Below are 24,029 nucleotides of genomic sequence, written 5' to 3'. Positions count from 1 at the left end.
TTACTCCTTTACGCCAGAGGCGTTGCCTTGCAGCACCGTTCGAAGCGCGTCAACCACCGTCGAAACCCGCGACCCTTTCGAGCCTTTGACAAGCACGATATCGCCGACGCGGGCCAGTTCGCCCGCCTGCGCGGCCAGTTCATCCGCCGTTTCAGCCCAGATGCCGCGCTTGCCTGTGGGCAGCGCGTCATGCAGCGCGCGCATCCGCGGCCCGGCGGTATGGATCAGCGACACCTCGGCCAGCGCGGGATCCTGCGCGACGCCCGCATGCAGGGCGATTTCATCCGGGCCAAGTTCCAGCATGTCGCCCAGAATGGCGATGCGGCGGCTGCCTTGCAGCCGCGCCAGCGTCGCAAGCCCCGCCGACAGCGAGGTCGGGTTGGAATTATAGGCGTCGTCGATCAGCCGGATTCCGGCCAGATCCTCGACGGCGCCGCGCCCCTTGGGCGGCAGCCAGCTTTCCAGCCCCTTGGCCGCCTGTTTCACATCGCCGCCCGCCGCATGGATCGCGGTCAGCACGCCGACGGAATTCATCGCGAAATGGCGGCCCGCGCTTTGCAGCTTGTATTCAACGACTTCCCCAAGAATCCTCGCGCGGATTTTCAGCGTGTCGCCCTGACTCTCGGCCCGCATCAACTGGCCCATGCCGTGATCGCCAAAGCCGATGACGATGGCGCCTGCCGCATCGGCGCAATCGCGCAGGATCTGGGTGACGGGCAGGTCTTCGGGCAGGATGCCGGTGCCAGCCGGTTCCAGCCCCGTGAAGACCGCGCCTTTTTCACGGGCGATGCCTTCGATGGCACCAAAGGCCTCCAGATGGGCGGCGGCGACGGTGGTGATCAGGGCGACATGGGGGCGGGCAAGACGCGAGAGCGGCGCGATTTCGCCGGGGTGATTCATGCCGATTTCGATGATCGCGAAATCGGTGTCGGCAGGCATCCGCGCCAGCGTCAGGGGCACGCCCCAATGGTTGTTGTAACTGGCCTCGGCCGCGTGAACACGGCCCTGCCCCGCCAGCGCATCCCGCGCCATTTCCTTGGTCGAGGTCTTGCCGACCGAGCCGGTGATCGCGATCACACGGCCCGTCATCCGCGCGCGACCGGCGCGGCCAAGGGCGGTCAGCCCGTCCAGCACATCGGGCACGATCAGCAGCGGTGCGTCATCCGCAACGCCTTCGGGACGGCGGCTGACCAGCGCCGCGCCCGCGCCCTTGGCCAGCGCCTGTGCCACGAAATCATGGCCGTCGCGCACATCCTTCAGCGCGACGAACAGATCGCCCGGCTGGATCGTGCGGGTGTCGATGGACACGCCCGAAACGGTGAAATCGCGGCTCGCCTGCCCGCCTGTCGCGGCGGCGGCATCGGCGGATGTCCAAAGCGCGCTCATATCTTGCCATCCAGCGCCGCGACCGCGACCGAGGCCTGTTCGGCATCGTCAAAGGGGAACACGTCATTGCCGATGATCTGGCCGGTTTCATGGCCCTTGCCCGCGATCAGCAGCGCGTCGCCCGGTTGCAGGGCATCGACGCCGCGCAGGATCGCCTCGGCCCGGTCGCCGATCTCGATGGCGTCGGGACCGGCGCCCGCCATGACCTCGGCCCGGATGGCGGCGGGGTCTTCGCTGCGGGGGTTGTCGTCGGTGACGAAAACGACATCGGCATGGGCCGCCGCCGCCTCGCCCATCAGGGGGCGTTTCAGCCGGTCGCGGTCGCCGCCCGCGCCAAAGACCACGATGATGCGGCCCATGACATGCGGGCGCAGGCTTTGCAGGGCAGAGGCCAGCGCGCCGGGTTTGTGGCTGTAATCGACGAAAACCGCCGCGCCGTTTTCGCGGATCGCCGCCAGCTCCATGCGGCCGCGCACGGTGTTCAGGCGCGGCAGGCTGTCGATGATCGCCGCCGGATCGTCGCCCGTGGCCATCGCCAGCCCCATCGCCGCCAGCACGTTTTCCGCCTGAAAGCCGCCGATCAGCGCCAGCCGGACCAGATGCGCCTGACCATATAGCGAAAAGCGCAGATCTTGTCCGGTCGCGTCGTAACGCTGGTTCAGGATGCGCAGATCGGCATTCGCCGATTGGCCGATGGTCAGCAGATCCAGATCGTTTTCGCGCGCAATCCCCGCCATCTGACGGCCGCGCGGGTCGTCGACATTGATGACGGCCTTCGCGCCTTCGATCAGGATATGGTTGAAAAGCAGGGCCTTGGCCGCGAAATAATCGTCAAAATCCCTGTGATAATCCAGATGGTCCTGACTGAAATTGGTAAAAGCCCCGGCCATGACCCGCACCCCGTCCAGACGGCGCTGATCCAGGCCATGGCTGGACGCCTCTATCGCGGCATGGGTCACGCCTTCGGCAGCGGCCTCGGACAGGACACGATGCAGGGTGATCGGTTCGGGCGTCGTATGGGCCAGCCGGGCGTGATAATCGCCCTGCACCCCCATCGTGCCCAGGCTGATCGCCTTATGGCCCAGATTCTGCCAGATCTGGCGGGTGAAGCTCGCGACCGAAGTCTTGCCCGATGTGCCGGTGACCGCCACCAGCTTTTCCGGCTGCGCACCGAACCACAGGGCGCTTGCTGCGGCCAGCGCGGCGCGGGGGTCCTGAACCACGACCAGCGCGGCGTCGGATACGGCAAGTTCGGCGGCGGCCAGCGCGGCCCCCGCCCGGTCGGTCAGGATCGCAGCCGCACCCTGACGCAAGGCATATTGGATGAATTCGCCGCCATGGGCCGCCGATCTCGGCAGGGCCGCGAACAGAAAGCCCGGCTTGACCTGTCGGCTGTCGACCGCCAGCCCCGTGATGTCGGGGTCGCGCCCCTTGTCCCCTCGCAGCCCCAAAAGGGACAGTTGCTTTGCCTGCTCTGACACGCCGGTCCTCGTCTTTTCAGTTCGAGACGAGCTTTAGCTCATCGTTCGAATGCGGTTCAATGATCGGCAGTTCACGTTCGGTTTGCGGACGCAACCCCAGCAAAGGCGCAAGACGGCGGATGATTTCGCCCGCGACAGGGGCGGCGGTGTGGCCTGCGGTGCGCGCCGTGACGCCATTGGCCAGCGTCGCCGTCGGTTCGTCCAGCGTCACGACCATGACATATTGCGGATCGCTGGCCGGAAAGACCGAGGCGAAGGTCGACACCACCTTGTTCTGGTAATAGCCGCCGCTGGCGCGCGGCTTGTCGGCGGTGCCGGTCTTGCCCGCGACCTCATAGCCCGCGACCTCGGATTGCCGCGCCGTGCCGCGCGTCACGACCTGACGCAGCAGCGACACGCCGATGCGCGCGGCCTCGGGCGACATGACCTGTTCGCCTTCGGGCCGGTTGCGGCCATGCACCAGCGTCGGGCGCACCCGCTTGCCGTCATTGGCGATGGTTGCATGGGCAGATGCCAGATGCAGCGGGCTGGCGGCCAGACCGTGACCAGAGGACACCGTCGCCGCCGTCACCGCAGGCCAGCGTTGCGGGACCAGCGGCTTGCCGGTCGGTGCCTCGCTCATTTCCAGCGGCGTCGGTTCAAAAAAGCCCAGCTTTTCCAGAAAGTCTTTCTGACGGTCCGCGCCCAGAAGCTGCGCCACCCGCACCGTGCCCACGTTCGAGGATTTGACGATGATATCCGTCACCGACAACTGGCGGCCATAGTTGTGGAAATCGCGGATGCGATATTTGCCGATGGTCATGGGCGACGAGCCGTTGATCATCGTATTGACGTTCACCAGACGCTGGTCGATGGCCTGCACCACCGGAAAGATCTTGAAGGTCGAGCCAAGCTCATACTGGCCCTGCACCGCGCGGTTGAACAGCGGGCTGTCGGACGGATCGCCCTTGGTCAGGCCACGCGGGCGGTCATTCGGGTCGAAATCGGGCAGGCTGGCCATGGCGACGATCTCGCCGGTCCTGACCTCCATCAGGATGCCGGTCGCACCCTTGGCGTTCATCACGCGCATCCCGTTGGCCAGCACCTCCTCCATCGCGGATTGCACGGTCAGGTCGATGGACAGGGTCAGGGGCGCGCCCTGATGCGCCGGGTCGCGCAGCCAGCCGTCGAAAGCCTTTTCGACGCCCGCCATGCCCAGAACCTCGGCGCTGCTGACGCCTTCCTGACCGAAATTCGAGCCGCCAAGGATATGGCTGGCCAGACGGCCATTCGGATACAGCCGCATTTCACGCGGGCCGAACAGCAGGCCGGGTTCGCCAATGTCATGGACGGCCTGCATCTGTTCGGGGCTGAGCTTGCGCTTGATCCACAGGAAGGTGCGCTTGCCGGTGAAATCCTTGCGCAGGCGTTCTTCGTCCAGATCGGGGAAGATGCGGACCAGTTCGCGCACCGCGCGTTCCGGGTCGATCATCTGCTGGGGATGGGCATAAAGCGAATGGGTCAGCAGGTTCGTCGCCAAGACCCGGCCATTGCGGTCCACGATATCGGCGCGCTGCGAGATGATCTGCGCCTCGGAGGATTGCACGCGCGGCTCTGACGGCTCGCTGGAGGCCAGCGCGGCCATGCGCACGCCCACCGTGGCAAAGCACAGCAGAAAGATGCCGGCCATCAGCTTCAGCCGCGATTCGGCGCGTTTGCGGGCGCGGTCCTGAATTTCGGCATGGCGCAGGGCGCGGTTTTCGGCCTCGACCGCGTCGGGGTTTTCGCCCTTGTCGCGGGCGCGCAGGATCCGGGCCAAGGGGCGAAGCGGTGTGCGGATCATTGGGCGGCCTCCTGTTCGGGTGCGGCATTCGGGTCGATTTCGGGTTTCGGTTCGGGATAGGCGACCTGGCTGATATCGACGAATTGCGACGATTCCAGCGGCACCAGTTTCAGCTTGTCAAAGTTCAGGTTGACCAGTTCGTTCAGCCGTTCGGGCCGGTTCAGGAATGCCCATTCGGCGCGCAAGACGCCCAGTTCCTCGCGCAATCCGCCGATGCTGCGCTGGACATCCGCCATCTCGTTGATCGCGGCTTGCGTGGCATAATTTTCGCGGTAGGCCCAAAAGGCCAAGCCCATCACCACCAGTGTCGTCGTCAGATACAGAACCGAACGCATCACGAAACTCCGGGCAGGACAGGCAGGCCAAGCGCCGCGGAATCGACGCGACCCGCAGGGGCATCGGTGCGCATGGCGACACGCAGCAGGGCCGAACGGGCACGCGGATTGGCGTCCAGTTCGGCGTCATCGGCGCCGATGGCACGGCGGAAGGGCATGGTGAAGGCGGGCAGCGCCTGCTGCGCGACCGGGGCATGGCGGCTGCCGCCGCCCGCGCTGTTCGACCGCATCTGCATGAAGCGTTTGACGATGCGGTCCTCCAGCGAATGAAAGGTCACGACGGCCAGCCTGCCACCCGGACGCAGGGCACGCTCGGCCGCAGCCAGCCCCGCGACAAGCTGGCCGAATTCGTCATTCACCCAGATGCGGATCGCCTGAAAGCTGCGGGTCGCGGGATGGCTTTGGCCGGGTTTCGGGCGCGGCAGACAGCCCGCCACGACCTCGGCCAGTTCGGCGGTGCGGGTCAGCGGGCGGGCGCGGACAATCGCGCGGGCGATCCGGCGCGAGGCGCGTTCTTCGCCGTAGTGATACAGCACATCCGCAATCACGCCTTCGTCCGCGCTGTTCAGCAGGTCCGCAGCGGACGGCCCGTCATCGCCCATCCGCATATCCAGAGGCCCGTCGCGCAGAAAGGAAAAGCCGCGTTCGGCCTGATCCAGTTGCATCGAACTGACGCCCAGATCCAGCACGACGCCATCGACCGGCTGGCCCGCGATCCGGTCCAGATCGGAAAAGGTGCCCTGTTCCAGTTGCAAACGGTCGCCATATTCGCCCGCCCAGACCCGCGCCATGTCGAAAACCGTGGGGTCGCGGTCGATGCCGATCACGCGATCCGCACCCGCCGCCAACAGGCCCCGCGTATAGCCGCCCGCGCCAAAGGTGCCATCGACCCAAAGGCCCGCGACCGGTTCGACAGCGCGCAACAGGGGCGCAAGAAGGACCGGGATATGGGGTGCATCCGCCCCCATCAGCCCGCCTCGGTAATGGTCTGGCTGCTGGCCAGCGCCAGCAGGGACAAGGGGTCCGCGCCGGGTTCGAATTCGGGGACGCGCGCTTCCAGTTCGCGCTCTTCCTCACGGTAGTTTTCGGGGGACCAGACCTTGAGATAATCGCCCGATGCGATGAAAAAGGCGCTGTCGGTCAGACCGATCTTCTCGCGCAGCTTCTGGGGCAGGACCAGACGGCCATCGCCGTCAATCTCTGCCTCTTCGGCGTGACCGTGATAGATGTTTTCCAGCAGGTTGCGGGCGGCGCTGCCGCGCTGCAGGCGAGAGATCTGTTCATCGACCTCATCAATCGCCTGCATGGTGAAAAGCTGCAGATGCTTCCAGCTTTCGGTGCCGAAGACGACGACCAGCTGCGGGCGTTTGCCGGTTTCCCATTCGGGATCAGCGGATTCAAAGACACGGCGGAACTTGGCCGGGATCGAGACGCGACCTTTCGCGTCCACCTTGACCTCCTCCGAACCTCTGAACTTGCGCGCCACCGGCCCGCACTCCTTCCACTGTCCCAAACCTTTCCGGGGTCCCGGAAAAGCAAAGGGCGGATCGGGCTGCTGCCACTGCCCGATCCGCCGCCCTCGTTCCCATTACTGGGCCCCGAAGTTTCGGGGATCGCCGGACTATCCGCGCCACCTGGGGGAGGTGCTGCTCGCGCGCTGTCCAGTCGCTTTATGGATACGGGTGCCTGTATGAAGCCTGCTTGTCGCCTCGGGGTTCTTTTGCGCCCCTTGATGCCCGTTTCCGTGATCAAGGGATGCCATGGGAATTCATGGGAAGCAACGGGTTTGTTTGGTCACACAGCGTGACAACGGCTTGCGCGCGACAGGAACAGACCATGAAAACCGTCACATAGCGCGACAAGCTCATGCAGGTTTCGTTCCCGCAGACAAAACAACCACTACATCTTGTGGGGATGGACCTGTGGCATATAAATCCCAGGTTTTCCCAAATCCGACGCAAGCCAAACCGCAAGACATCAATATTGCCTGCGCCCGGCGCGGGAAAGGGCATTCCGGCGGCCCGAATCACGGTGTTTCACGGCGCGGTGATTCGAAGGTTCGGCACCAGTCCCATGAATTCCCGACGCCCCGTGGCGCCCCCGGCCGGCCATTCCCGGATATTCCCGGAACCGCCCGGCCGCCAAATCCCTGCCGCAGAATCAGGACGCCCGGACCATCAGGTTCCGGGCGCCATCATATTATCGGTCGTGGGAACGCTCAGGCCATGCCGCCGCCGATCAGCCGGTCGGCCAGCCGGCCATAGGCATCGGCCACAGGCCCCTCGCCCGCCGCGATGGGCCTGCCCGCATCGCCCGCCAGGCGCACGTCGAGTTGCAGGGGCAATTCGCCAAGGAAGGGCAGATCCAGCCGCGCCGCTTCGGCAGCGACGCCGCCGTGACCGAACAGATGCGCCTCGTGCCCGCAATTCGGACAGACATACATCGACATGTTTTCGATCAGGCCCAGCACCGGCGTTTTCAGCTTGGCGAACATGTCGATGGCGCGGCGCGCGTCGATCAGGGCCACATCCTGCGGCGTGGACACGATGATCGCGCCGGTGACATTGGTTTTCTGGCACAGGGTCAGCTGCACATCGCCGGTGCCGGGGGGCAGATCGACCAGCAGCACGTCCAGCTCGCCCCAGTTCACCTGGGTCAGCATCTGCTGCAGCGCGCCCATCAGCATCGGACCGCGCCAGACCACGGCCTCGCCATCCTTCATCATCAGGCCAAGCGACATCAGGGTGACGCCATGCGCGTGCAACGGTTCGATCACCTGCCCGTCACTGCTGGGCCGGTCGGTCACGCCCAGCATGCGCGGCTGCGAGGGGCCGTAGATATCGGCGTCCAGCACCCCGACCTTGCGCCCCTTTTTCGCCAGCGCCACCGCGAGGTTCGAGGTCACGGTCGATTTCCCGACGCCGCCCTTGCCCGAGCCGATGGCCAGAATCCGCGCGACACCCTTGACCTGTTCCGGCCCGGCCTGCGGGGTCGGATGGCGCCCGATCTGCAGATTGGGCGGCGGCGCACCCGCGCCCCCCGCCGCACCCGACGACCGCGCGACCTGCTGGTTGGGCTTGGCCCCGGCGGGCGCAGTCATCACGATCGAGACCTTTTCCACTTCGGGCAGGGCGCGCAAACGCTGTTCGGCCTCGGCCTCGGCGGCCTTCATGGCATTGGCCATGGCAGCATCCGACACCTCGATCACGAATCGGATCGTGCCGCCGTCGATGGACAGGGCGCGAATCAGATCGGCCGAAACAAGATCCTGCCCCCCCGGAATCCGGATCTGGGAAAGTTCGTCCAGAACCCTGCTGCGTGAAATCGCCATGTCGCTCCTCCTGACCGCATATCAATGGGACAGAATGGCAGCTTCACCGCCAGCCGCAAGCCTTGCCCGCCACCTCTCTTAAACCACCGGAACCCCGCGTCACTTGCCAATCCGCCCATGCATTTCTGCAACGCAGCAAGAATTGATTTTAGCGCTCACATTTATTTTATCCGGCAAAATTAACGATCTAGAGGCGAGCCATGCGGTCTCTGCATGGCAGCAATCGCGACGTGTCTATTGTGCAGATGCAGAAACTGCGCCATCTTGGGTTCATCGGAAGCGCAGGGCAATCCGGCCGGGCGCTGATAGCAAGAATGGTAGGAAACGGAAAATGGCAGTCCTTGATCTGAATCATGGAGCAGCCTCGCGCGTCGCCGGTTATCTCGGCTCGCTGATGCAGTCGGTCGCAGATTACTTCGCACATCGCGCGGTCTATCTCCAGACGGTCAACGAATTGAACGCGCTGACTGACGCGGAACTGCGCGACCTGGGCATCTATCGCCCGGAAATCCGCCGCATCGCCCACGAGGCGGCAGCGCGGCACTGACACGGAATTACCCGGCCCCTCTCCTCCTCCCTGGGCCTGGGTTTCGGCGGCACCCCCTCTCCTCCTCCCTGGGGTGCCGCCAGGAATACGACAAGGCTCTCTCCTCCTCCCATGAGCCTTGTTGGAACGGCGACGGCACCTCTCCTCCTCCCTGGGTGCCGTCGCCATAATCTCCGCCACGGGCGGAACGGAATACGGCGGTCCCCTCCTCCTCCTCGGGACTGATCGTTCGCGGCGATGGCACTCCTCCTCCCAGCCATTGCCGCACATATACGCGGCCCCTCCTCCTCCCCGGGCCAGCGTTGCGCGGCGATGCCCCTCCTCCTCCCTGGGCATCGCCGCTTTTCATTTTCAGCAATGCGGATTATGCGCGGGACATGTTGTCCTATCAGCACGCCTATCACGCCGGGAATCTGGCCGATTTTCACAAGCACGCGCTGCTGGCGTCGATGCTGGACTATCTGGTGCGGAAACCGAAACCGCTCAGCTACCTGGAAACCCATGCCGGGCGCGGGCTTTACGACCTGTCGGGCGCGGAATCGACCCGCACGGGCGAGGCGCAGGCGGGCATCACCCGCGCGCTGACCGAAGGCTGGCTGCCCCCCGGCCATCCCCTGCTGCAGGCCCTGACCGCGATCCGGGGCTGGCACGGGCCGGACGCCTATCCCGGCTCGCCCCTGATCGCGCAATATCTGCTGCGCCCGGACGACCGCATGGATCTGGCCGAACTGCATCCGGCCGAGGCCGAGGCCCCGGCCCCCCATATCCCCGGCGCAAGGCTGCACCATCAGGACGGCTTCGTGATGGCGAACGCCCTGTGCCCGCCGACGCCGCGACGCGGCATGCTACTGATCGACCCCAGTTTCGAGGTCAAATCCGATTACGAGACGATCCCGCGTTTCATTCAGCGCATCGCCGCAAAATGGAACGTCGGCACGATTGCCCTGTGGTATCCGCTGCTGGCCGACAACCGCCACAAGGCGATGATCGGGTCGCTGGCCGCCAATTTCCCCGAGGCTTTGCTGCACGAGGTCGGCTTTGCCCCCGCCCGCCCCGGTCACGGCATGGTCGGTTCGGGCATGTTCGTCGTGAACCCGCCCTATGGCATCCGGGACGAAACCGCACGGCTAAGCCGCATCTTCGCCGCGCTTTAGCCGGGGTCGTAGCGCAGCACGCCCGACACCTGCCGACCACCGCCATCACTGGAATGTTCGCGCCCGTTCAGCACCTGCAATTCACGAAAGTCAAAAGGGCTGAGCCCGTCAAGACAGGCAGCATTCACCCCGTATTCCTGCGGGTTCGAACGTCGCTGATGGTGCGTATAGATACCGCAAATGCTGCAAAACCAGTGTTTCGCCGTGGCGGTTCCGAACTGATACAGGGTCAGATGCGCCGCCCCTTCGGTGATCTGCAGATCACCGACGCGCGCGGTGACGGCAACCGCGCCGCGCATCCGGCAAAAGCTGCAATCGCAGCGCCTTGCGCTACCCAGACCCTCGGACAAATGCACGGTGAATCGCACCGCACCGCAATGGCAGGCGCCCTGTCTGTGGAAGGGTTCGGGGTCGGTTGTCATGCCACCTCGGGTTTTCGCGGATCAGCCTGCCACGGCGGCGGCGATCCGGCGATCCATTTCATCCTCGGACCCGCTGGCCCAGGGCCGAAAACGCAGGCGAAAGGCGGCAAGTCGGACCCCGGCATCCGCCTGCGGATAGCCGATGCGGTCCAGGCTCGCCGCCAGCGGCAGATCCGGCCCCGGCTCCTCTGGCCAGATCGCCAAACCGCCAAGCGCCAGCCTGCGCCAGTCGAATCGGGGACCGGGGTCGATCTTGCGGCCCGGCGCCATGTCGGAATGGCCGATGACGCCGCTGGCGGGGATCTGCCAGCGCGCCATGATGCCCTGCATCAGGCGTTCAAGACCCAGCATCTGTAGCGCCGGAAAGGGCCGGTCGCCGGGATTGACGATCTCGATCCCGATCGAGCGGGAATTGACATCGTCGCGCCCCTGCCATGTCCCCGCGCCCGCATGCCGGGCCCGCAATTCTTCGGGAACAAGCGCCTCGGCCCGGCCGTCTTCCAGCACAAGCCAATGGGCCGAAACCTCGGCCGCGGGATCGCAAAGCCGGTCACGGGCAGAACCCGCATCGGCCATGCCCGTGTAATGCAGCACGATCAATTCCGGGCGCTGGCCGCCCCGCCGCTCGCCGCAATTCGGCGAGGGGTGAGTCAAAGCTGCGGCTGGCGGTAGGGGCGCGGGTCCCATCCGCAGACAAAACCGTCGCCATCCGGGTCCATGCCGCGCGCATCGACCAGCGGGCCGCCTGCCGCGATAAAGGCGGTCTGCGCCGCCGCCGGATTGGCATAGGTCATGCAGGCGCGGCTGGCCGCATTCGCATTGGCATTGCTGCGTGGATAGGCGGTCGTGCCGGGGTTGCGGTTTTCGGCATGGGCATAGCGCACCAGCACCGGGGTCGAACCGGGATAGGGACCGGTCGTGGCGCGCTGCGCATTCGCAGGCAGTTGCGGCGCATCGGCGGCCCCGGTCGCAGCAGCAGCGGGGGTAGCGGCGGCGGCCTGCCCGGTCTGGGCGGTTCCGGCGATATCAGCAGCGGTCGGCGCCTTGGCGGGCAGCTTGACCGGGATCGCGGTGGGCGCGGGCGCCTCGCCCCTCAACGCAACTTCGCGTTCACGCAGGTATTCACCGTATTGCGTTGAGTTCATGGTGTAATTCGGGTTCCATCCCGCATTTTCACCACAGGCGGCAACCGCCAGAACGGCCAGAATCGTCAGCTTGCGCATGTCCACGTCCTATGATTTCGTCCCAAACCTACCACCAGCGGCCCGGCTTCGCCACAAATCCCGCCGCGCTTTCAAGCACCTGCGCGAAATTCAGCAAGCCGCCTTCGTCCCAGGGACGCCCGATCAGTTGCATGCCAAGCGGCAGGCCCTGTTTGTCCAGCCCCACGGGCACCGAAATCCCCGGCAGACCGGCAAGGTTCACCGTCACGGTAAAGACGTCGTTCAGATACATCTGCACCGGATCGGCATCCGCCATTTCCCCCAGCCCAAACGCCGCCGAAGGCGTCGCGGGCGTCAGGATCGCGTCGATGCCGCTGGCATAGGCCTGATCGAAATCGCGCTTGATCAGCGCGCGGACCTTGCGGGCGCGGTTGTAATAGGCGTCGTAGAACCCCGCCGACAGCACATAGGTCCCGACCATGACGCGGCGCTGGACCTCGGGGCCGAAACCTTCGGCGCGGGTCTTTTCATACATGTCGTTGATGCCATCGCCCGCGCCCAGTTTCGCGCGGCGGCCAGAGCGCACGCCATCGTAACGGGCGAGGTTCGACGACGCTTCCGCCGGGGCAATCACATAATAGGCGGGCAGCGCGTATTTGGTATGCGGCAGGCTGATGTCGACGATTTCAGCACCCGCATCGCGCAGCATATCCGCCGCCTGCTGCCACATCGCGTCGATTTCGGCGGGCATGCCATCCATGCGGTATTCGCGCGGAATGCCGATCTTCTTGCCGCGAATATCGCCGGTCAGGGCGGCTTCGTAATCGGGCACCGGGCGGTCGGCGCTGGTCAGATCCTTGTCATCGACCGAAGCCATCGCGCCCAGCATGATCGCCGCATCGCGCACGGTTTTCGTCATCGGCCCGGCCTGATCCAGCGAGCTGGCAAAGGCAATCGTGCCCCACCGGCTGACCCGGCCATAGGTCGGCTTCAGCCCGACCGTGCCCGTAAACGCCGCAGGTTGGCGGATCGAGCCGCCGGTATCCGTCCCGGTCGCCGCCAGACACAGATCCGCCGCGACAGCCGCCGCCGACCCGCCCGAAGAACCGCCCGGCGTCAACTGCCGGTCATCGACCTTCCACGGGTTCACGGCATTGCCGTAGACGCTGGTTTCGTTGGACGAACCCATGGCGAATTCGTCCATGTTCAGCTTGCCCAGCATGACCGCGCCCGCGTCCCACAGGTTTTGGGTCACGGTCGATTCATATTCGGGGCGGAAACCTTCCAGAATTCGGCTGGCGGCCTGCGTCGCAACCCCGGTCGTGCAGAAAAGATCCTTTATCCCCAAGGGGATGCCGCACATCGCCGGGGCATCGCCCTGCGCCAGACGCTGATCGGCCTCCGCCGCCATCCTGCGGGCGATTTCCGGCGTCTTGTGGACGAATGCGTTCAGCGCGCCCGCCGCGTCGATCGCGCCAAGGCAGGCTTCGGTCAGTTCGGTCGCGGTCACATCGCGGGCGCGCAGACGGTCACGGGCCTCGGCAATGGTCAGTGTGTTCAGTTCGCTCATTCCACCACCTTCGGGACTGCGAAAAAGCCTTCGCGCGCATCGGGCGCATTCGCCAGCACCTTGTCCTGCATCTCGCCATCGGTGACGATATCCTGACGGCGCTTGAGGCGCATGGGTTCGACCCCGGTCATCGGCTCGACGCCGTCGACATCGACCTCGTTCAACTGTTCCATGAAATGCAGGATGCCGTTCAGCTTTTCCGCAAGCGCGGGCAGATCGGCCTGATCGACCGCGATACGCGCCAGATGGGCGACCTTGCGGGCTTCGTCCTGGGTGATCGACATGGGATTTCCTTTCGCTTGGCGCAGGGTTTACCCGCCACGAAGAACCGGGGCAAGCGGCTTGCGCGCCCCGCGCGCCCCGTCGGAAAGCGGGATTGACCGCTGCGCCGCGCCGCAGCAATGTGCCGCCATGTCAGCAACCGTTGCCATCATCCCCATCGCGCTTCTGGTCGCGATCGGCTATCTGGCCCGCCGCAGCGGCCTGGTCCCGGCCAGCGCATGGTCGGGGATCGAGCTGTGCTGCTACCGGCTGTTTTTCCCGGCCATCATGCTGGTTTCCGTCTATCGCGCCGATTTGGACTGGTCGCGGATCGGTCCGTTTTCGATGGCGCTGATCGCGGCGGTCTGGATCGCCGGGCTGGCGGCCTTTGTGCTGAAACCCGTGCTGTCGCTGCCGAATCAGCAATTCACCACGCTGTTCGCGACCTCGACGCGGTGGAACGCCTTTGTCTCGCTGGCGATGGCGTCGCAGATGATGGGGGCCAAGGGCACGGCGCTGGTGTCGGTCGCGATGGCCTTTCTGATCCCCGCGGTCAATCTGGCGAATATCCTGGTGCTGGCGATCTGGGGCAGCGCGGGCGGCAGCCTGGGGCGGATGCTGCGCGCGGTCGTCACCAATCCGCTGATTTTGGGCTGCACGGCGGGGCTGGCGCTGAACCTGCTGCATCTGCGCATTCCGCCGCCCGTGACCCAGGGGCTGGACATGCTGGGCGCATCGGCTATACCTGCCAGCCTGCTGATCGTCGGGGCGGGCATCCAGATCGACCGGCTGTGGTCGGTCTATCCGGCGCTGTGGCTGGGCGTCGGGATCAAGCTGCTCGCGCTGCCCGCGATCTTCTGGATGCTGGGCCGCCATCTTGGCCTTGCCGCCGATCTGATGGTGGCCGGGCTGATCGCCACCTCGGTTCCGACCGCCGCCAATGGCTATATCGTCGCCCGCCAGATGGGCGGAGACGCTGATCTTTATGCCGACATCCTGACCTGGCAGACCCTGCTGGCCGTTGTCAGCATCCCCTTTGTTCTTTCGGCCTTTTCCTGAGGGCCGCCCGTCCATTCCGCTGCAAAAAGGAGCATATCATGAAACTGACCTGGCTTGGTCATTCCGGTTTCCGGCTTGAAATCGAAAGCGCAGTCATTCTGATCGACCCGTGGCTGTCCGGAAACCCGATGTTTCCCGAAGACCGCCGCGCCGAAGCCATAGCGGGCGCAACCCATATCCTGCTGACCCACGGTCACGGCGACCATACCGGCGACGCCCTGTCCATCGCGCATGAGCTGAAAATCCCCGTCGTCGGCATCTATGACCTGATCAACACACGGCAGACGCATGAGGGGATCGAGGGCATCGGCTTCAACAAGGGCGGCACCGTCGATCTGGGCGGCGCCAAGGTGACGATGGTCAATGCCTCGCATTCCTCGTCGATGGAAGGGGCCGACGGCCCGATCTACACCGGCCATGAATCGGGCTATATGATCGCGGGCGAGGGCCGGGTCATCTATCTGTCGGGCGACACCGACATCATGGCCGACATGGCATGGATGGGTGAATTGCACAAACCCGATATCGGCATCCTGTCGGCGGGCGGCCATTTCACCATGGACATGGAACGCGCCGCATGGGCCGCGCGGAAATATTTCAACTTCCGCACCGTGATCCCCTGCCATTACCGCACCTTCCCAGTGCTGGCGCAGAATGCCGATGCGCTCAAGGCGGGCCTACCGCCCGGGGTCGCCCTGATCGAACCCGAAGTGCTGGAGCAGATCCAGCTCTGACACGAAAGGCGCCGGTTTCCGGCGCCTTTTCACATCTCAGCCCCCTATCGCAGGCCCCTGAAAACATCAAACGCGGCGACGGAAGGGTTCCGCGCCGCAATACAGGGTCATCATCCGGATCGCCCGGCCCTTCCGGCCGCGACCCGCTGACGGATCAGGCCGCCTTGCGCTCTGCCGCTTCCAGCGGCATCGGGTCAAAGCTGAAATAGCCATACATCTGTTCCAGAACCGTCAGTGCCGCGACTTCGGCACCGCGCCGGGCCTTTTCGGCAGCGGCGATCTGGGACGGGGCATGTTTGATATCAGTGACGTTTTTCATCTCGGGTCCTCATCGGAAAGCCATTCCTTCCGTGACCCCGAGATAATTCCGCGCCGCAGCATTTTCCAGTGCTGCGGCGCGGCGTCAGTTTGTATGCAACTGCATACCGGCCATGCCGGACGATCAGATCAGCCGATCAGATCAGACGATCCGGTCGACCATCATATGCTTGATCGAGGCAATCGCCTTGGCCGGGTTCAGCCCTTTCGGGCAGGTGTTGGTGCAGTTCATGATCGTGTGGCAGCGATACAGCTTGAACGGGTCTTCCAGCTCGTCCAGACGCTGGCCGGTCGCCTCGTCGCGGCTATCGATGATCCAGCGATAGGCATGCAGCAGCGCGGCCGGACCCAGATAGCGGTCGCCGTTCCACCAGTAGCTGGGGCAGGATGTCGAACAGGATGCGCACATCACGCATTCATACAGCCCGTCCAGCTTCTTGCGATCCTCGATCGACTGGCGCCATTCCTTGTCCGGCGACGGCGTTTCCGTCATCAGATAGGGATGGATCGAGGCGTGTTGCGCATAGAAATGCGTCAGGTCGGGGATCAGGTCCTTGACCACAGCCATATGCGGCAGCGGGTAGATGTTGACGTCCTTGCCCTTGACCTCGTCGATGCCGAAGATGCAGGCCAGCCGGTTGCCCCCGTCGATATTCATCGCGCAGGACCCGCAGATGCCTTCGCGGCAGGACCGGCGGAAGGTCAGGGTCGGGTCGATTTCGTTCTTGATCTTGATCAGCGCGTCCAGAACCATCGGCCCGCATTTGTCCAGATCCAGAAAATAGCTGTCAACGCGCGGGTTTTCCCCGCTATCGGGGTCCCAACGATAGATGTTGAACTTGCGGACGTTCTTGGCGCCCTCGGGCTTGGGCCAGGTCTTGCCGACCCGGATGCGGGAGTTCTTGGGAAGTCTGAACTGGACCATTGGGTCTTCTCCTGGTGGTCAGAACGCAGTCGGTTGATAATCGTCGAAACGGGTATTCGCATGGGGCCAGCCAAAGGCGAATTCCGTCAGTCGAGCGATATGGGCGGGGCGGCGTTCACGGTGGACCGTCGCGAAAAGCGATGATTTGCGCAGGTTCTGCGGCAGGGTATTCGTCAGCCATTCCGCAACGCGGGGCAGCGCCCAAGGCAGAAAGGACTTGCGCCGCAGCCAATGGCCATAAGCCAGATCGCAGGCACCGGCAAAGGGCTCGATCTCGGTCAGGGGCGGGATCGCGTCGCCGCGCGCGCAAAGCGTGCCGGTGCCGATGATCGACAGGCCGCGCGTCTCGGCAAGTTCCTGATGGAACAGATAATTGTGCCAGATCGCGGGCTGGCCATCCCCGACCGCGGCAAAGGCATTGCCCTGATAGCCAAAGACATTGCCGTCAAAGCCCATCGGCGCGGCAAGGTCCAGCGTGCGGGCGCCGTAATCGGCGGGATAGCCGATATCGTCGTCGATGGTGAAAACGATATCACTGGGCTCCGGTGCGAACCAGAACTTGCCCGCATCCTTGACATCGCGATCCGGGATCACCGCCGTCACCCTGACATCGCGGGCCAGATAGCCCGGCACGTCGTCATAGCCGTTCAGCACGACAAACAGGTGATCGACCTGCGGCAGGAACGCATCCACAACGCGGCGCAGGATCCGGCGGCGCGGCGGAAATGTGGCAAGATGGGCGCGGATCATTTCGACCCCGCGCCCAGTTGTTCGTAAAATCCGTTCATCGGATTGACGCCCGCGCGCTGGATGACGCAGTCGCGATAGACGCGCTCGGGGTCGCGCGACGATGCGCGGCCCAGACTGTCGGTGGTGATCCCGATCGAGCCGTAGCCGCCCCGGAAACCGCCCGTGCCGACACCGACGCCGACCCGCACCCTGGGGTCGCGACCGCGTTCCTGATCCAGCGCCAGTTGCATGCACAGCGCCTGCGCATGTTCCAGCGGGATGCGTTCGCGCGGCGTCGGGGCGCAGGCCGCCAGTCCCAGCACCGCCGGGACCAGAACCAGACCTATGCCCCGAAGCGCGCCCATCAGACCGTTGCCCGGGCCGAGGCAGCCGCCCGCGCGATACATTCGGTCGTCGCCGGGCGCCCGACGATGGCCGCGACCAGATCGCCGACATTGCCGCCCGCGGTGCTTTGACGCCCGATATCGACCAGTTCGGCGGCCGAGGCGTTGTTGATGACGCAATCCGTATAGGGCGCGACATTGGCGCCCGGCAGGCGCCGCGCCATTTCGCGGTTCACGGCGGTGCGCGCGGCATTGCGTGCCAGCGCATCGGCCGAAGGCGCGGCGGGCGCCGTCACCTGCGGAATCGCCGGGGGCGCCGGCGTTCGGATTTTGCACGACGCAGCCGGTCAGGGCCAGCAGCGGCGGCGGTCAGGATCAGGGGAAGACGAAGACGCATCAATAAACCCTCGCTTTGGGTGCGATTTTTTTCAGGTCAATCTCGCCTTCCTCTTGCGTGGTCAGAGGCTCGAGGTGAACGGGCCGATAGGCCAGTTTAACCGCGTTCCCCTCGACCCATGCAAGGGAGTGCTTGCGCCAGTTGGCGTCATCCCGCTCGGGGTAATCCTCATGGGCATGGGCGCCACGGCTTTCCTTGCGCGCCTCGGCGGCGACGATGGTGGTCAGCGCATTGGGCATCAGGTTGGTCAGTTCCAGCGTTTCCATCAGGTCGCTGTTCCAGATCAGGCTGCGGTCGGTGACCTTGATATCGGCCATCTTGGCGGCAATCGCCTGCATCTTGACGACGCCTTCGGCCAAAGTCTTGTCGGTGCGGAACACGGCGGCATCGGCCTGCATGGTGCGCTGCATTTCCAGCCGCAGTTCCGCCGTCGGCGTGTTGCCATTGGCGTTGCGGTAATGGTCGAAGCGGTCCAGCGCCTTTTGCACCTGTTCCTTGTTCGTCGGGGGGATCGGCGCCGCGCGGTCGATCACCTGACCCGCACGGATCGCCGCCGCACGGCCGAACACCACAAGGTCGATCAGCGAGTTCGAACCAAGCCGGTTCGCCCCGTGAACCGAGGCGCAGCCCGCCTCGCCCACCGCCATCAAGCCGGGAAAGACCTGATCCGGCGATCTCCTGGGTCGGGTTCAGCACCTCGCCCCAGTAGTTCGTCGGGATGCCGCCCATGTTGTAATGCACGGTCGGCAGGATCGGGATCGGTTCCTTGGTCACGTCGACACCGGCAAAGATGCGCGCCGATTCCGAAATCCCCGGCAGACGTTCGGCCAGTGCTTCCGGCGGGAGATGCTGCAGGTTCAGGAACATGTGATCCTTGTGCTCGCCCACCCCGCGACCTTCGCAGATCTCGATGGTGATGCAGCGGCTGACCACGTCGCGGCTGGCCAGATCCTTGTAGGTCGGGGCATAGCGTTCCATGAAACGCTCGCCTTCGCTGTTGGTCAGGTAACCACCTTCACCCCGCGCGCCTTCGGTGATCAGACAGCCGGAACCGTAGATGCCGGTCGGGTGGAACTGCACGAATTCCATGTCCTGCAGGGGCAGGCCCGCGCGCGCCACCATGCCGCCACCGTCGCCGGTGCAGGTATGGGCGGATGTCGCGCTGAAATAGGCGCGGCCATAGCCGCTCGTCGCCAGCACCACCATTTTTGCGTTGAAGACATGGATCGTGCCGTCGTCCAGTTTCCAGCAGACGACGCCGGTGCAGGCGCCATCGGTGATGATCAGGTCCAGCGCGAAATATTCGATGAAGAATTCGGCCTTTTCCTTCAGCGACTGGCCGTAAAGCGTGTGCAGGATGGCGTGGCCGGTGCGGTCGGCCGCCGCGCAGGTGCGCTGCACGGGGGGACCTTCGCCGAATTCGGTGGTGTGGCCGCCGAAGGGGCGCTGATAGATCTTGCCCTCTTCCGTGCGGGAAAACGGCACGCCGTAATGTTCCAGCTCATAGACCGCTTTGGGGGCCTCGCGCGCCAGATATTCCATGGCGTCGGTGTCGCCCAGCCAGTCGGACCCCTTGACGGTGTCATACATGTGCCACTGCCAGTTGTCGGGGCCCATGTTCGACAGGCTGGCGGCAATGCCGCCCTGCGCCGCGACGGTATGCGAACGGGTCGGGAAAACCTTGGTCACGCAAGCGGTGCGCAGCCCCTGTTCGGCCATGCCAAGCGTCGCCCGCAGCCCGGCGCCGCCAGCGCCCACGACGACCACATCGTAATCATGCGTTACATAATCATAGTCAGCCATGGAAAACCTCAGACGAGAACGAGCGTCGCAAGGCCCATCCGGACCAGCGCGTAAACAGCCGCGGCGATGACCGCATAGCTGAAGATGACGGAAGCGATGATGCCGACCTTGCGGGCCGTGCCCTGCAGGTAGTCGTCGATCATGACGCGGGTGCCGCGGATGAAATGCAGCATCCCCACGATGATGAACAACCCGGTGACGATCGCCGGGAAAGGCTGGCCGAAATAGGCCATGACGCCGGCGCGCGGCAGGCCGATGGCATGGGCCACGACCAGCATGAACACCGGGGTCAGCAGGACCAGCGCGGCGGCGGAAACGGTCAGGAACCAGTGATCCTGCGTTCCGGTATGAGAGGCCCCGAGGCCTTCGGCTGCCTTGAGCGGAGTGATGTAACGCATCCGGGTTGCCTCCTTCATCAGAACACAAAGAACAGGATCAGCGTCAGCACGGCCAGCGCGACCGAGCCATAGACCAGCGCCCAGCTGCTTTTCTGGGCGGTCTCGATTTCCAGCCCCATGCCCGCGTCGTAGAACATGTGCCGGACCCCGGCCAGCAGGTGATACCACAGGGCCCACATCGAGCCGGTCATGATGATGAAACCGATCCACGACCGCATCACCCAATCGGCGCAGGCGAATGCCCGGTCCGAGGTCACGGCGGCGACAAGCCACCAGACCAGCAAAAGGATGCCCGCGACAAGCGCGTGGCCGGTTATGCGCGTCAAGATCGAGGTGATCGCCGCCAAGGGTAGGCGGTAGACTTGCAGATGGGGGGACAGCGGCCGGTTGCCCCGGTTGACGTCGGCCATAATGCGCTCTCCTGCGTTCGTGTCAGGTGCTGTGCCTGTGACCCCTGCGCCTCAGCTGGCGACCTGGGCTGGCTGAATTCGTGGCGTTTCTAACTCTTTTGCCGGGCGTGTCACGTCCATTACCGCGACAAATCAGTTAGAATACGCGATTTAGTAGCATTGTGATCACAGCATTGCGACGTGTGATCACATATTTCCGACCAAGGTCCCGGTTCGTCGCCGGGAAACATCATGCCGGACCCCTGATCGCGCCCGGCACGGCATTCATCTGACCTCGTCCAGCGCCATGCCGATCGTGTCCTTCATGGAAAACAGGACCAGCCGCAGATCATCGCCAAGCGGCGCGGCCACCAGATACAGGCTGAGGATCTGGTCCTGACGCCCCGAACGGTTCAGCCCCGAATACAGCACCAGTTCCTGCACAAGGCCACCGTCATCGACACGCCGGACCACGGTCGAACAACTGTCGAAACCCTTGGGCGCGGCTTTGGATATCGGGCCAAAGATATTGGAAAACTGCTGTTCGTCCAATTCGATGACGGGTTGCAGCGCGTCCGAAAAGCTTTCGTAGCGGCCGTGCAGGAAATGTTCCTTGGCCTTTTCCAGCACGGGAATCGGCTCCAGACCCTGCAGGGAACAGGGCGTGTCGGCCCAACCCGCGCCCGTCGAAAGCGCGGCAGCGACCAGCCCCGCCGCCATGGTGCGAAACCGGCTCATGCCGGGATCAGCGCCCAATAGTCCAGATCCAGCAGGACATGGGGCAGGTATTTCCCATCCCCGCCCTTCAGCCCGTGATCCCCCGCCTTGCCGGTATGGGCGACGGTGCGCAGCCGGATCGCGCCGACACCCGGCGCGGGCGTTTCGGCGATGTCCAGCACCTCGGACCAGGCGCGGACCGTATCGCCCGAGAAACAGGGATTGGCATGGGCGCCCGCGTTCAGCGCGACGATCATCTGGGCATTGGCCAGCCCGTTGAAGGACAGCGCCCGCGCCATCGAAATCACATGGCCGCCATAGATCAGCCGCTTGCCATCCTCGCGCGCGGTGACGTCGAAATGGACCTTGGCGGTGTTCTGCCACAGGCGCGTGGCCAGCATATGTTCGGCCTCCTCGACGGTGACGCCGTCGACATGGTCGATGATTTCGCCGATCCCGTAATCGCCAAGCCGGTAAGGTTCGCCCGCCAGATCAAAGTCATAGCTGGTGAAATCCAGCCCCTCGGGCACGACCAGATCGGCGGGGGCGACGGTTTTGGCCAGATCCGGGACCACGACATCCGGCGCGGGCGCGGCAGCATCGCGTTTGCGCACCATCACCCAACGGACATATTCCATGACGATCTCATCGTCCTGATTCAGCCCGCGCGTGCGCACATAAAGCACGCCCGATTTGCCATTCGAGTTTTCTTTCAGCCCGATCACCTCGGATTCGGACCGCAGCGTGTCGCCCGCATGGACGGGTTTCAGCCAGCGCCCCTCGGCATAGCCAAGGTTGGCGATGGCGTTCAGGCTGACGTCCGGAACGGTCTTGCCGAAAACGATGTGAAAGGCGATCAGGTCGTCCATGGGCGACCCGTCCAACCCGCTGGCGCGCGCGAATTCATCGCTGGAATGCAGCGCGTGACGCGCCGGATACAGCGCGTGATACAGCGCCCGTTCCCCGCCGGAAACGGTGCGCGGCACGGCATGGCGGATGATGTCGCCGATGCGGTAATCTTCGAAAAAACGGCCCGGATTGGTCTTGGTCATTGTTGCCCCAGCTTCATGTCAGGATGGTAGTCGGCCGCGATGTCCTTGGTCACGGCCTGCGCGCAGCGCATGACGCCGCGCGCCGCGTCGAAACTGTAGGCCGGGTCGCCATACAGATCCCAACCCTTTGACAGGGCGTCGGAAACCTTGTGGCAAAAGGCAGAGGTGTCATCCTCGGTCAGCAGGCGGTAGATTTTCGGCACGTCAGGCTCCGAACGGGTTATAGCCAAGCAGGGCATGGATCAGCCCGACCACGCCCATCACGATGATGGCGCCTGCGACTGCCATGACCTCGCGTTTCGCGGCCAGGGGCTTGGTCGGGGGTATCCAGCGCGGTTCGGCCCGGTTGATCGCGATCATCTCGACCAGCGCCCAGACCAGCAACCCGCCGAACAGGACAAAGGACGGCAGGTCGCCATTCACCAGCAGATGCGCAAAGGCCCAGAGCGCAAAGCCCGTCAGTTGCGGGTGACGCAGGCTGTGGGTGATCCGGGTTTTCATGCCATCCGCCGCGAACAGGTAAAATGCCAGCAGGATCAGCAGGTTGTTGATACCCTTCAGGGCGGGCGTCGCGCCCCACCAATAGGGGCCGTCGGTCATGCGATAGCCGATCACCATCAGCACGACCGACACGATCAGCGCCCCGGCGAACAGCCCCCGCGCGCTGTCGCCCATCCGGGCGCGGCGTTCGGGGGCGATGCGTTTGAACAGATGGGCGGCCCACCACAGGGCTGATCCGACAATCAGGATGAACATCCGGCTGGTCCCTTCGACTGGCTGAAAGATGCTGCAACCTTGTCACCCGGCGGCCAGTTCCGCAATCGCCCGCGCCCGCGCCAGAGTGCCGCGCGCGGTTTCGACATGCAGGTTTTCCACGATGCGGCCATCGACGACGGCCACGCCCTTGCCCTGAGACTGGGCGACGTCAAAGGCCTCGATCTGACGGCGGGCCGTGTCGACCTCGACCGGCGACGGGGCAAAGACCTGATTGGCGATCTCGACCTGCGCGGGATGGATCAGCGTCTTGCCGTCAAAGCCCATGTCGCGGCCCTGTTCGCATTCGAATCGCAACCCGTCTTCGTCCTTGAAGGCGTTGAAGACGCCATCCACGATCACCTTGCCATGCGCCTTGGCGGCCAGCAGGCACAGGCCCAGGCCCGCCTGCATCGCCAGACGGTCGGGGCGGAAACGGGCGTTCAGTTCCTTGGCCAGATCATTCGTGCCCATCACCATGCCCTGCAGGCGCGGGTGGCGGGCGATATCGGCGGCGCGCAGCATGCCCTCGGCGGTTTCCATCATCGCCCAAAGGGGCGCATCGGGGATCAGGGCTGCGGCGCGGTCCAGATCCTCGGGGCGGCTGACCTTGGGAATCAGCACGGCATCGGCGCCGGTCGCGAATGCCCGCGCGTCGTCCTGCCCCCATTCCGTCTCAAGCCCGTTGATCCGCACGATCCGCGCCCGTCTGCCGTAATCCGCCTGCAGGGCCTGCGCCAGCAGCGCGCGCGCCGCGACCTTTTCACCGGGCGCCACCGCATCCTCCAGATCAAAGATGATGGCATCGGCAGGCAGGCTGCGGGCCTTTTCCATCGCGCGCGGATTGGCGGCGGGAATATAGAGGACAGAGCGATATGGACGAGTCATGGCGGCCCCCAAAGCAACAAAGTTTCGCGAAATTGCCCCGCTGCGAAGCAA

28 protein-coding genes and 1 pseudogene are annotated in these 24,029 nt (G+C 64.7%); 4 read left to right on the top strand and 25 right to left on the bottom strand.

What is annotated here, in order from left to right; all coding sequences use genetic code 11:
* From murF to PE067_RS17845, 7 genes are all read right to left on the bottom strand, one after another.
* Entirely contained in the window at nucleotides 1-1,386 is a 1,386-nt protein-coding gene (gene murF, locus PE067_RS17875; protein ID WP_276191049.1) for a UDP-N-acetylmuramoyl-tripeptide--D-alanyl-D-alanine ligase, read from the bottom strand.
* Entirely contained in the window at nucleotides 1,383-2,867 is a 1,485-nt protein-coding gene (locus PE067_RS17870) for a UDP-N-acetylmuramoyl-L-alanyl-D-glutamate--2,6-diaminopimelate ligase (RefSeq protein WP_276191048.1), read from the bottom strand. The genes murF and PE067_RS17870 overlap by 4 nt, the downstream gene beginning before the upstream one ends.
* Before the next feature lie 16 nt (nucleotides 2,868-2,883).
* Nucleotides 2,884-4,689: a penicillin-binding protein 2 gene (locus PE067_RS17865; protein ID WP_276191046.1), complete on the bottom strand. Its 1,806-nt coding sequence runs from the start codon at nucleotides 4,687-4,689 to the stop codon at nucleotides 2,884-2,886.
* Nucleotides 4,686-5,024 (bottom strand): cell division protein FtsL, encoded by a 339-nt coding sequence (locus PE067_RS17860; protein ID WP_276191045.1) that lies wholly within the window; start codon nucleotides 5,022-5,024, stop codon nucleotides 4,686-4,688. Before PE067_RS17860 ends, PE067_RS17865 begins: the two co-directional genes overlap by 4 nt.
* Nucleotides 5,024-5,992: a 16S rRNA (cytosine(1402)-N(4))-methyltransferase RsmH gene (gene rsmH / locus PE067_RS17855; RefSeq protein WP_276191043.1), complete on the bottom strand. Its 969-nt coding sequence runs from the start codon at nucleotides 5,990-5,992 to the stop codon at nucleotides 5,024-5,026. Before rsmH ends, PE067_RS17860 begins: the two co-directional genes overlap by 1 nt.
* Nucleotides 5,992-6,510 (bottom strand): division/cell wall cluster transcriptional repressor MraZ, encoded by a 519-nt coding sequence (mraZ, locus tag PE067_RS17850; RefSeq protein ID WP_276191042.1) that lies wholly within the window; start codon nucleotides 6,508-6,510, stop codon nucleotides 5,992-5,994. Before mraZ ends, rsmH begins: the two co-directional genes overlap by 1 nt.
* Before the next feature lie 732 nt (nucleotides 6,511-7,242).
* On the bottom strand, nucleotides 7,243-8,355 hold the full coding sequence (locus PE067_RS17845; protein WP_276191040.1) for an Mrp/NBP35 family ATP-binding protein: 1,113 nt from the start codon (nucleotides 8,353-8,355) through the stop codon (nucleotides 7,243-7,245).
* Nucleotides 8,356-8,686: 331 nt separating this feature from the next.
* Between PE067_RS17845 and PE067_RS17840 the strand changes: the two genes are divergently transcribed.
* Nucleotides 8,687-8,902: a DUF1127 domain-containing protein gene (locus tag PE067_RS17840; protein ID WP_276191039.1), complete on the top strand. Its 216-nt coding sequence runs from the start codon at nucleotides 8,687-8,689 to the stop codon at nucleotides 8,900-8,902.
* A gap of 377 nt (nucleotides 8,903-9,279) precedes the next feature.
* Nucleotides 9,280-10,056, top strand: coding sequence for a 23S rRNA (adenine(2030)-N(6))-methyltransferase RlmJ (gene rlmJ, locus PE067_RS17835; protein WP_276191038.1), 777 nt, complete (start codon nucleotides 9,280-9,282; stop codon nucleotides 10,054-10,056).
* Here the strand turns inward: rlmJ and PE067_RS17830 are convergent.
* Genes PE067_RS17830 through gatC form a run of 5 tightly spaced genes read right to left on the bottom strand, consistent with a single transcriptional unit; the run spans nucleotide 10,053 to nucleotide 13,495 of the window.
* Nucleotides 10,053-10,478: a GFA family protein gene (locus PE067_RS17830; RefSeq protein ID WP_276191036.1), complete on the bottom strand. Its 426-nt coding sequence runs from the start codon at nucleotides 10,476-10,478 to the stop codon at nucleotides 10,053-10,055. The two genes, rlmJ and PE067_RS17830, sit on opposite strands and share 4 nt — an antisense overlap.
* 21 nt (nucleotides 10,479-10,499) lie before the next feature.
* Nucleotides 10,500-11,165 (bottom strand): N-acetylmuramoyl-L-alanine amidase, encoded by a 666-nt coding sequence (locus PE067_RS17825; RefSeq protein ID WP_276191034.1) that lies wholly within the window; start codon nucleotides 11,163-11,165, stop codon nucleotides 10,500-10,502.
* Nucleotides 11,129-11,701 carry a hypothetical protein gene (locus PE067_RS17820; protein ID WP_276191033.1) on the bottom strand — a complete coding sequence of 191 codons (573 nt, stop codon included), beginning with the start codon at nucleotides 11,699-11,701 and terminating at the stop codon, nucleotides 11,129-11,131. Before PE067_RS17820 ends, PE067_RS17825 begins: the two co-directional genes overlap by 37 nt.
* Before the next feature lie 28 nt (nucleotides 11,702-11,729).
* Complete coding sequence (gene gatA, locus PE067_RS17815) at nucleotides 11,730-13,211, bottom strand: Asp-tRNA(Asn)/Glu-tRNA(Gln) amidotransferase subunit GatA (protein WP_276191032.1); 1,482 nt, start codon at nucleotides 13,209-13,211, stop codon at nucleotides 11,730-11,732.
* Nucleotides 13,208-13,495, bottom strand: coding sequence for an Asp-tRNA(Asn)/Glu-tRNA(Gln) amidotransferase subunit GatC (gene gatC / locus PE067_RS17810; RefSeq protein WP_276191031.1), 288 nt, complete (start codon nucleotides 13,493-13,495; stop codon nucleotides 13,208-13,210). The genes gatA and gatC overlap by 4 nt, the downstream gene beginning before the upstream one ends.
* A gap of 127 nt (nucleotides 13,496-13,622) precedes the next feature.
* Between gatC and PE067_RS17805 the strand changes: the two genes are divergently transcribed.
* Both PE067_RS17805 and PE067_RS17800 read left to right on the top strand, forming a co-directional pair.
* Nucleotides 13,623-14,531: an AEC family transporter gene (locus PE067_RS17805; protein WP_276191029.1), complete on the top strand. Its 909-nt coding sequence runs from the start codon at nucleotides 13,623-13,625 to the stop codon at nucleotides 14,529-14,531.
* 38 nt (nucleotides 14,532-14,569) lie between these two features.
* The gene (locus PE067_RS17800; protein WP_276191028.1) at nucleotides 14,570-15,265 is read left to right on the top strand and encodes a metal-dependent hydrolase; all 696 of its coding nucleotides are present in this window, start codon (nucleotides 14,570-14,572) and stop codon (nucleotides 15,263-15,265) included.
* A 154-nt stretch (nucleotides 15,266-15,419) separates the two neighbouring features.
* Here the strand turns inward: PE067_RS17800 and PE067_RS17795 are convergent, their stop codons facing one another.
* The 13 genes and pseudogenes from PE067_RS17795 to PE067_RS17735 all read right to left on the bottom strand — a co-directional run bounded on the left by PE067_RS17795 (nucleotide 15,420) and on the right by PE067_RS17735 (nucleotide 23,978).
* Nucleotides 15,420-15,584, bottom strand: a complete 165-nt coding sequence (locus PE067_RS17795) for a hypothetical protein (protein ID WP_276191027.1) — start codon at nucleotides 15,582-15,584, stop codon at nucleotides 15,420-15,422.
* Between the two features lie 141 nt (nucleotides 15,585-15,725).
* Nucleotides 15,726-16,508, bottom strand: coding sequence for a succinate dehydrogenase iron-sulfur subunit (locus tag PE067_RS17790; protein WP_276191026.1), 783 nt, complete (start codon nucleotides 16,506-16,508; stop codon nucleotides 15,726-15,728).
* 18 nt (nucleotides 16,509-16,526) lie between these two features.
* Nucleotides 16,527-17,258, bottom strand: a complete 732-nt coding sequence (locus PE067_RS17785; RefSeq protein ID WP_276191025.1) for a hypothetical protein — start codon at nucleotides 17,256-17,258, stop codon at nucleotides 16,527-16,529.
* A complete protein-coding gene (locus PE067_RS17780) occupies nucleotides 17,255-17,602 on the bottom strand; it encodes a hypothetical protein (protein WP_276191024.1) in 348 nt (115 codons plus the stop codon). Before PE067_RS17780 ends, PE067_RS17785 begins: the two co-directional genes overlap by 4 nt.
* Nucleotides 17,602-17,877 (bottom strand): hypothetical protein, encoded by a 276-nt coding sequence (locus PE067_RS17775; RefSeq protein ID WP_276191023.1) that lies wholly within the window; start codon nucleotides 17,875-17,877, stop codon nucleotides 17,602-17,604. The genes PE067_RS17780 and PE067_RS17775 overlap by 1 nt, the downstream gene beginning before the upstream one ends.
* A 100-nt stretch (nucleotides 17,878-17,977) precedes the next feature.
* Nucleotides 17,978-19,781: pseudogene (sdhA, locus tag PE067_RS17770) on the bottom strand (succinate dehydrogenase flavoprotein subunit).
* An 8-nt stretch (nucleotides 19,782-19,789) separates the two neighbouring features.
* A complete protein-coding gene (sdhD, locus tag PE067_RS17765; protein WP_276191022.1) occupies nucleotides 19,790-20,179 on the bottom strand; it encodes a succinate dehydrogenase, hydrophobic membrane anchor protein in 390 nt (129 codons plus the stop codon).
* A 17-nt stretch (nucleotides 20,180-20,196) separates the two neighbouring features.
* Nucleotides 20,197-20,589: a succinate dehydrogenase, cytochrome b556 subunit gene (gene sdhC / locus PE067_RS17760; RefSeq protein ID WP_276191021.1), complete on the bottom strand. Its 393-nt coding sequence runs from the start codon at nucleotides 20,587-20,589 to the stop codon at nucleotides 20,197-20,199.
* A 264-nt stretch (nucleotides 20,590-20,853) separates the two neighbouring features.
* Nucleotides 20,854-21,306, bottom strand: coding sequence for a hypothetical protein (locus PE067_RS17755; protein ID WP_276191020.1), 453 nt, complete (start codon nucleotides 21,304-21,306; stop codon nucleotides 20,854-20,856).
* Entirely contained in the window at nucleotides 21,303-22,337 is a 1,035-nt protein-coding gene (locus PE067_RS17750) for a MaoC family dehydratase (protein ID WP_276191019.1), read from the bottom strand. The genes PE067_RS17755 and PE067_RS17750 overlap by 4 nt, the downstream gene beginning before the upstream one ends.
* Nucleotides 22,334-22,540: a DUF1737 domain-containing protein gene (locus PE067_RS17745; protein ID WP_276191018.1), complete on the bottom strand. Its 207-nt coding sequence runs from the start codon at nucleotides 22,538-22,540 to the stop codon at nucleotides 22,334-22,336. The genes PE067_RS17750 and PE067_RS17745 overlap by 4 nt, the downstream gene beginning before the upstream one ends.
* A 1-nt stretch (nucleotide 22,541) precedes the next feature.
* Nucleotides 22,542-23,093 (bottom strand): NnrU family protein, encoded by a 552-nt coding sequence (locus PE067_RS17740; RefSeq protein WP_276191017.1) that lies wholly within the window; start codon nucleotides 23,091-23,093, stop codon nucleotides 22,542-22,544.
* A 42-nt stretch (nucleotides 23,094-23,135) separates the two neighbouring features.
* Complete coding sequence (locus PE067_RS17735) at nucleotides 23,136-23,978, bottom strand: CoA ester lyase (RefSeq protein ID WP_276191016.1); 843 nt, start codon at nucleotides 23,976-23,978, stop codon at nucleotides 23,136-23,138.
* Nucleotides 23,979-24,029: the final 51 nt, after the last annotated feature.

It is taken from the genome of Paracoccus sp. DMF-8, assembly GCF_029309835.1.
Lineage (GTDB): Bacteria > Pseudomonadota > Alphaproteobacteria > Rhodobacterales > Rhodobacteraceae > Paracoccus.
This window is presented reverse-complemented; position numbering and strand designations above follow the sequence as displayed.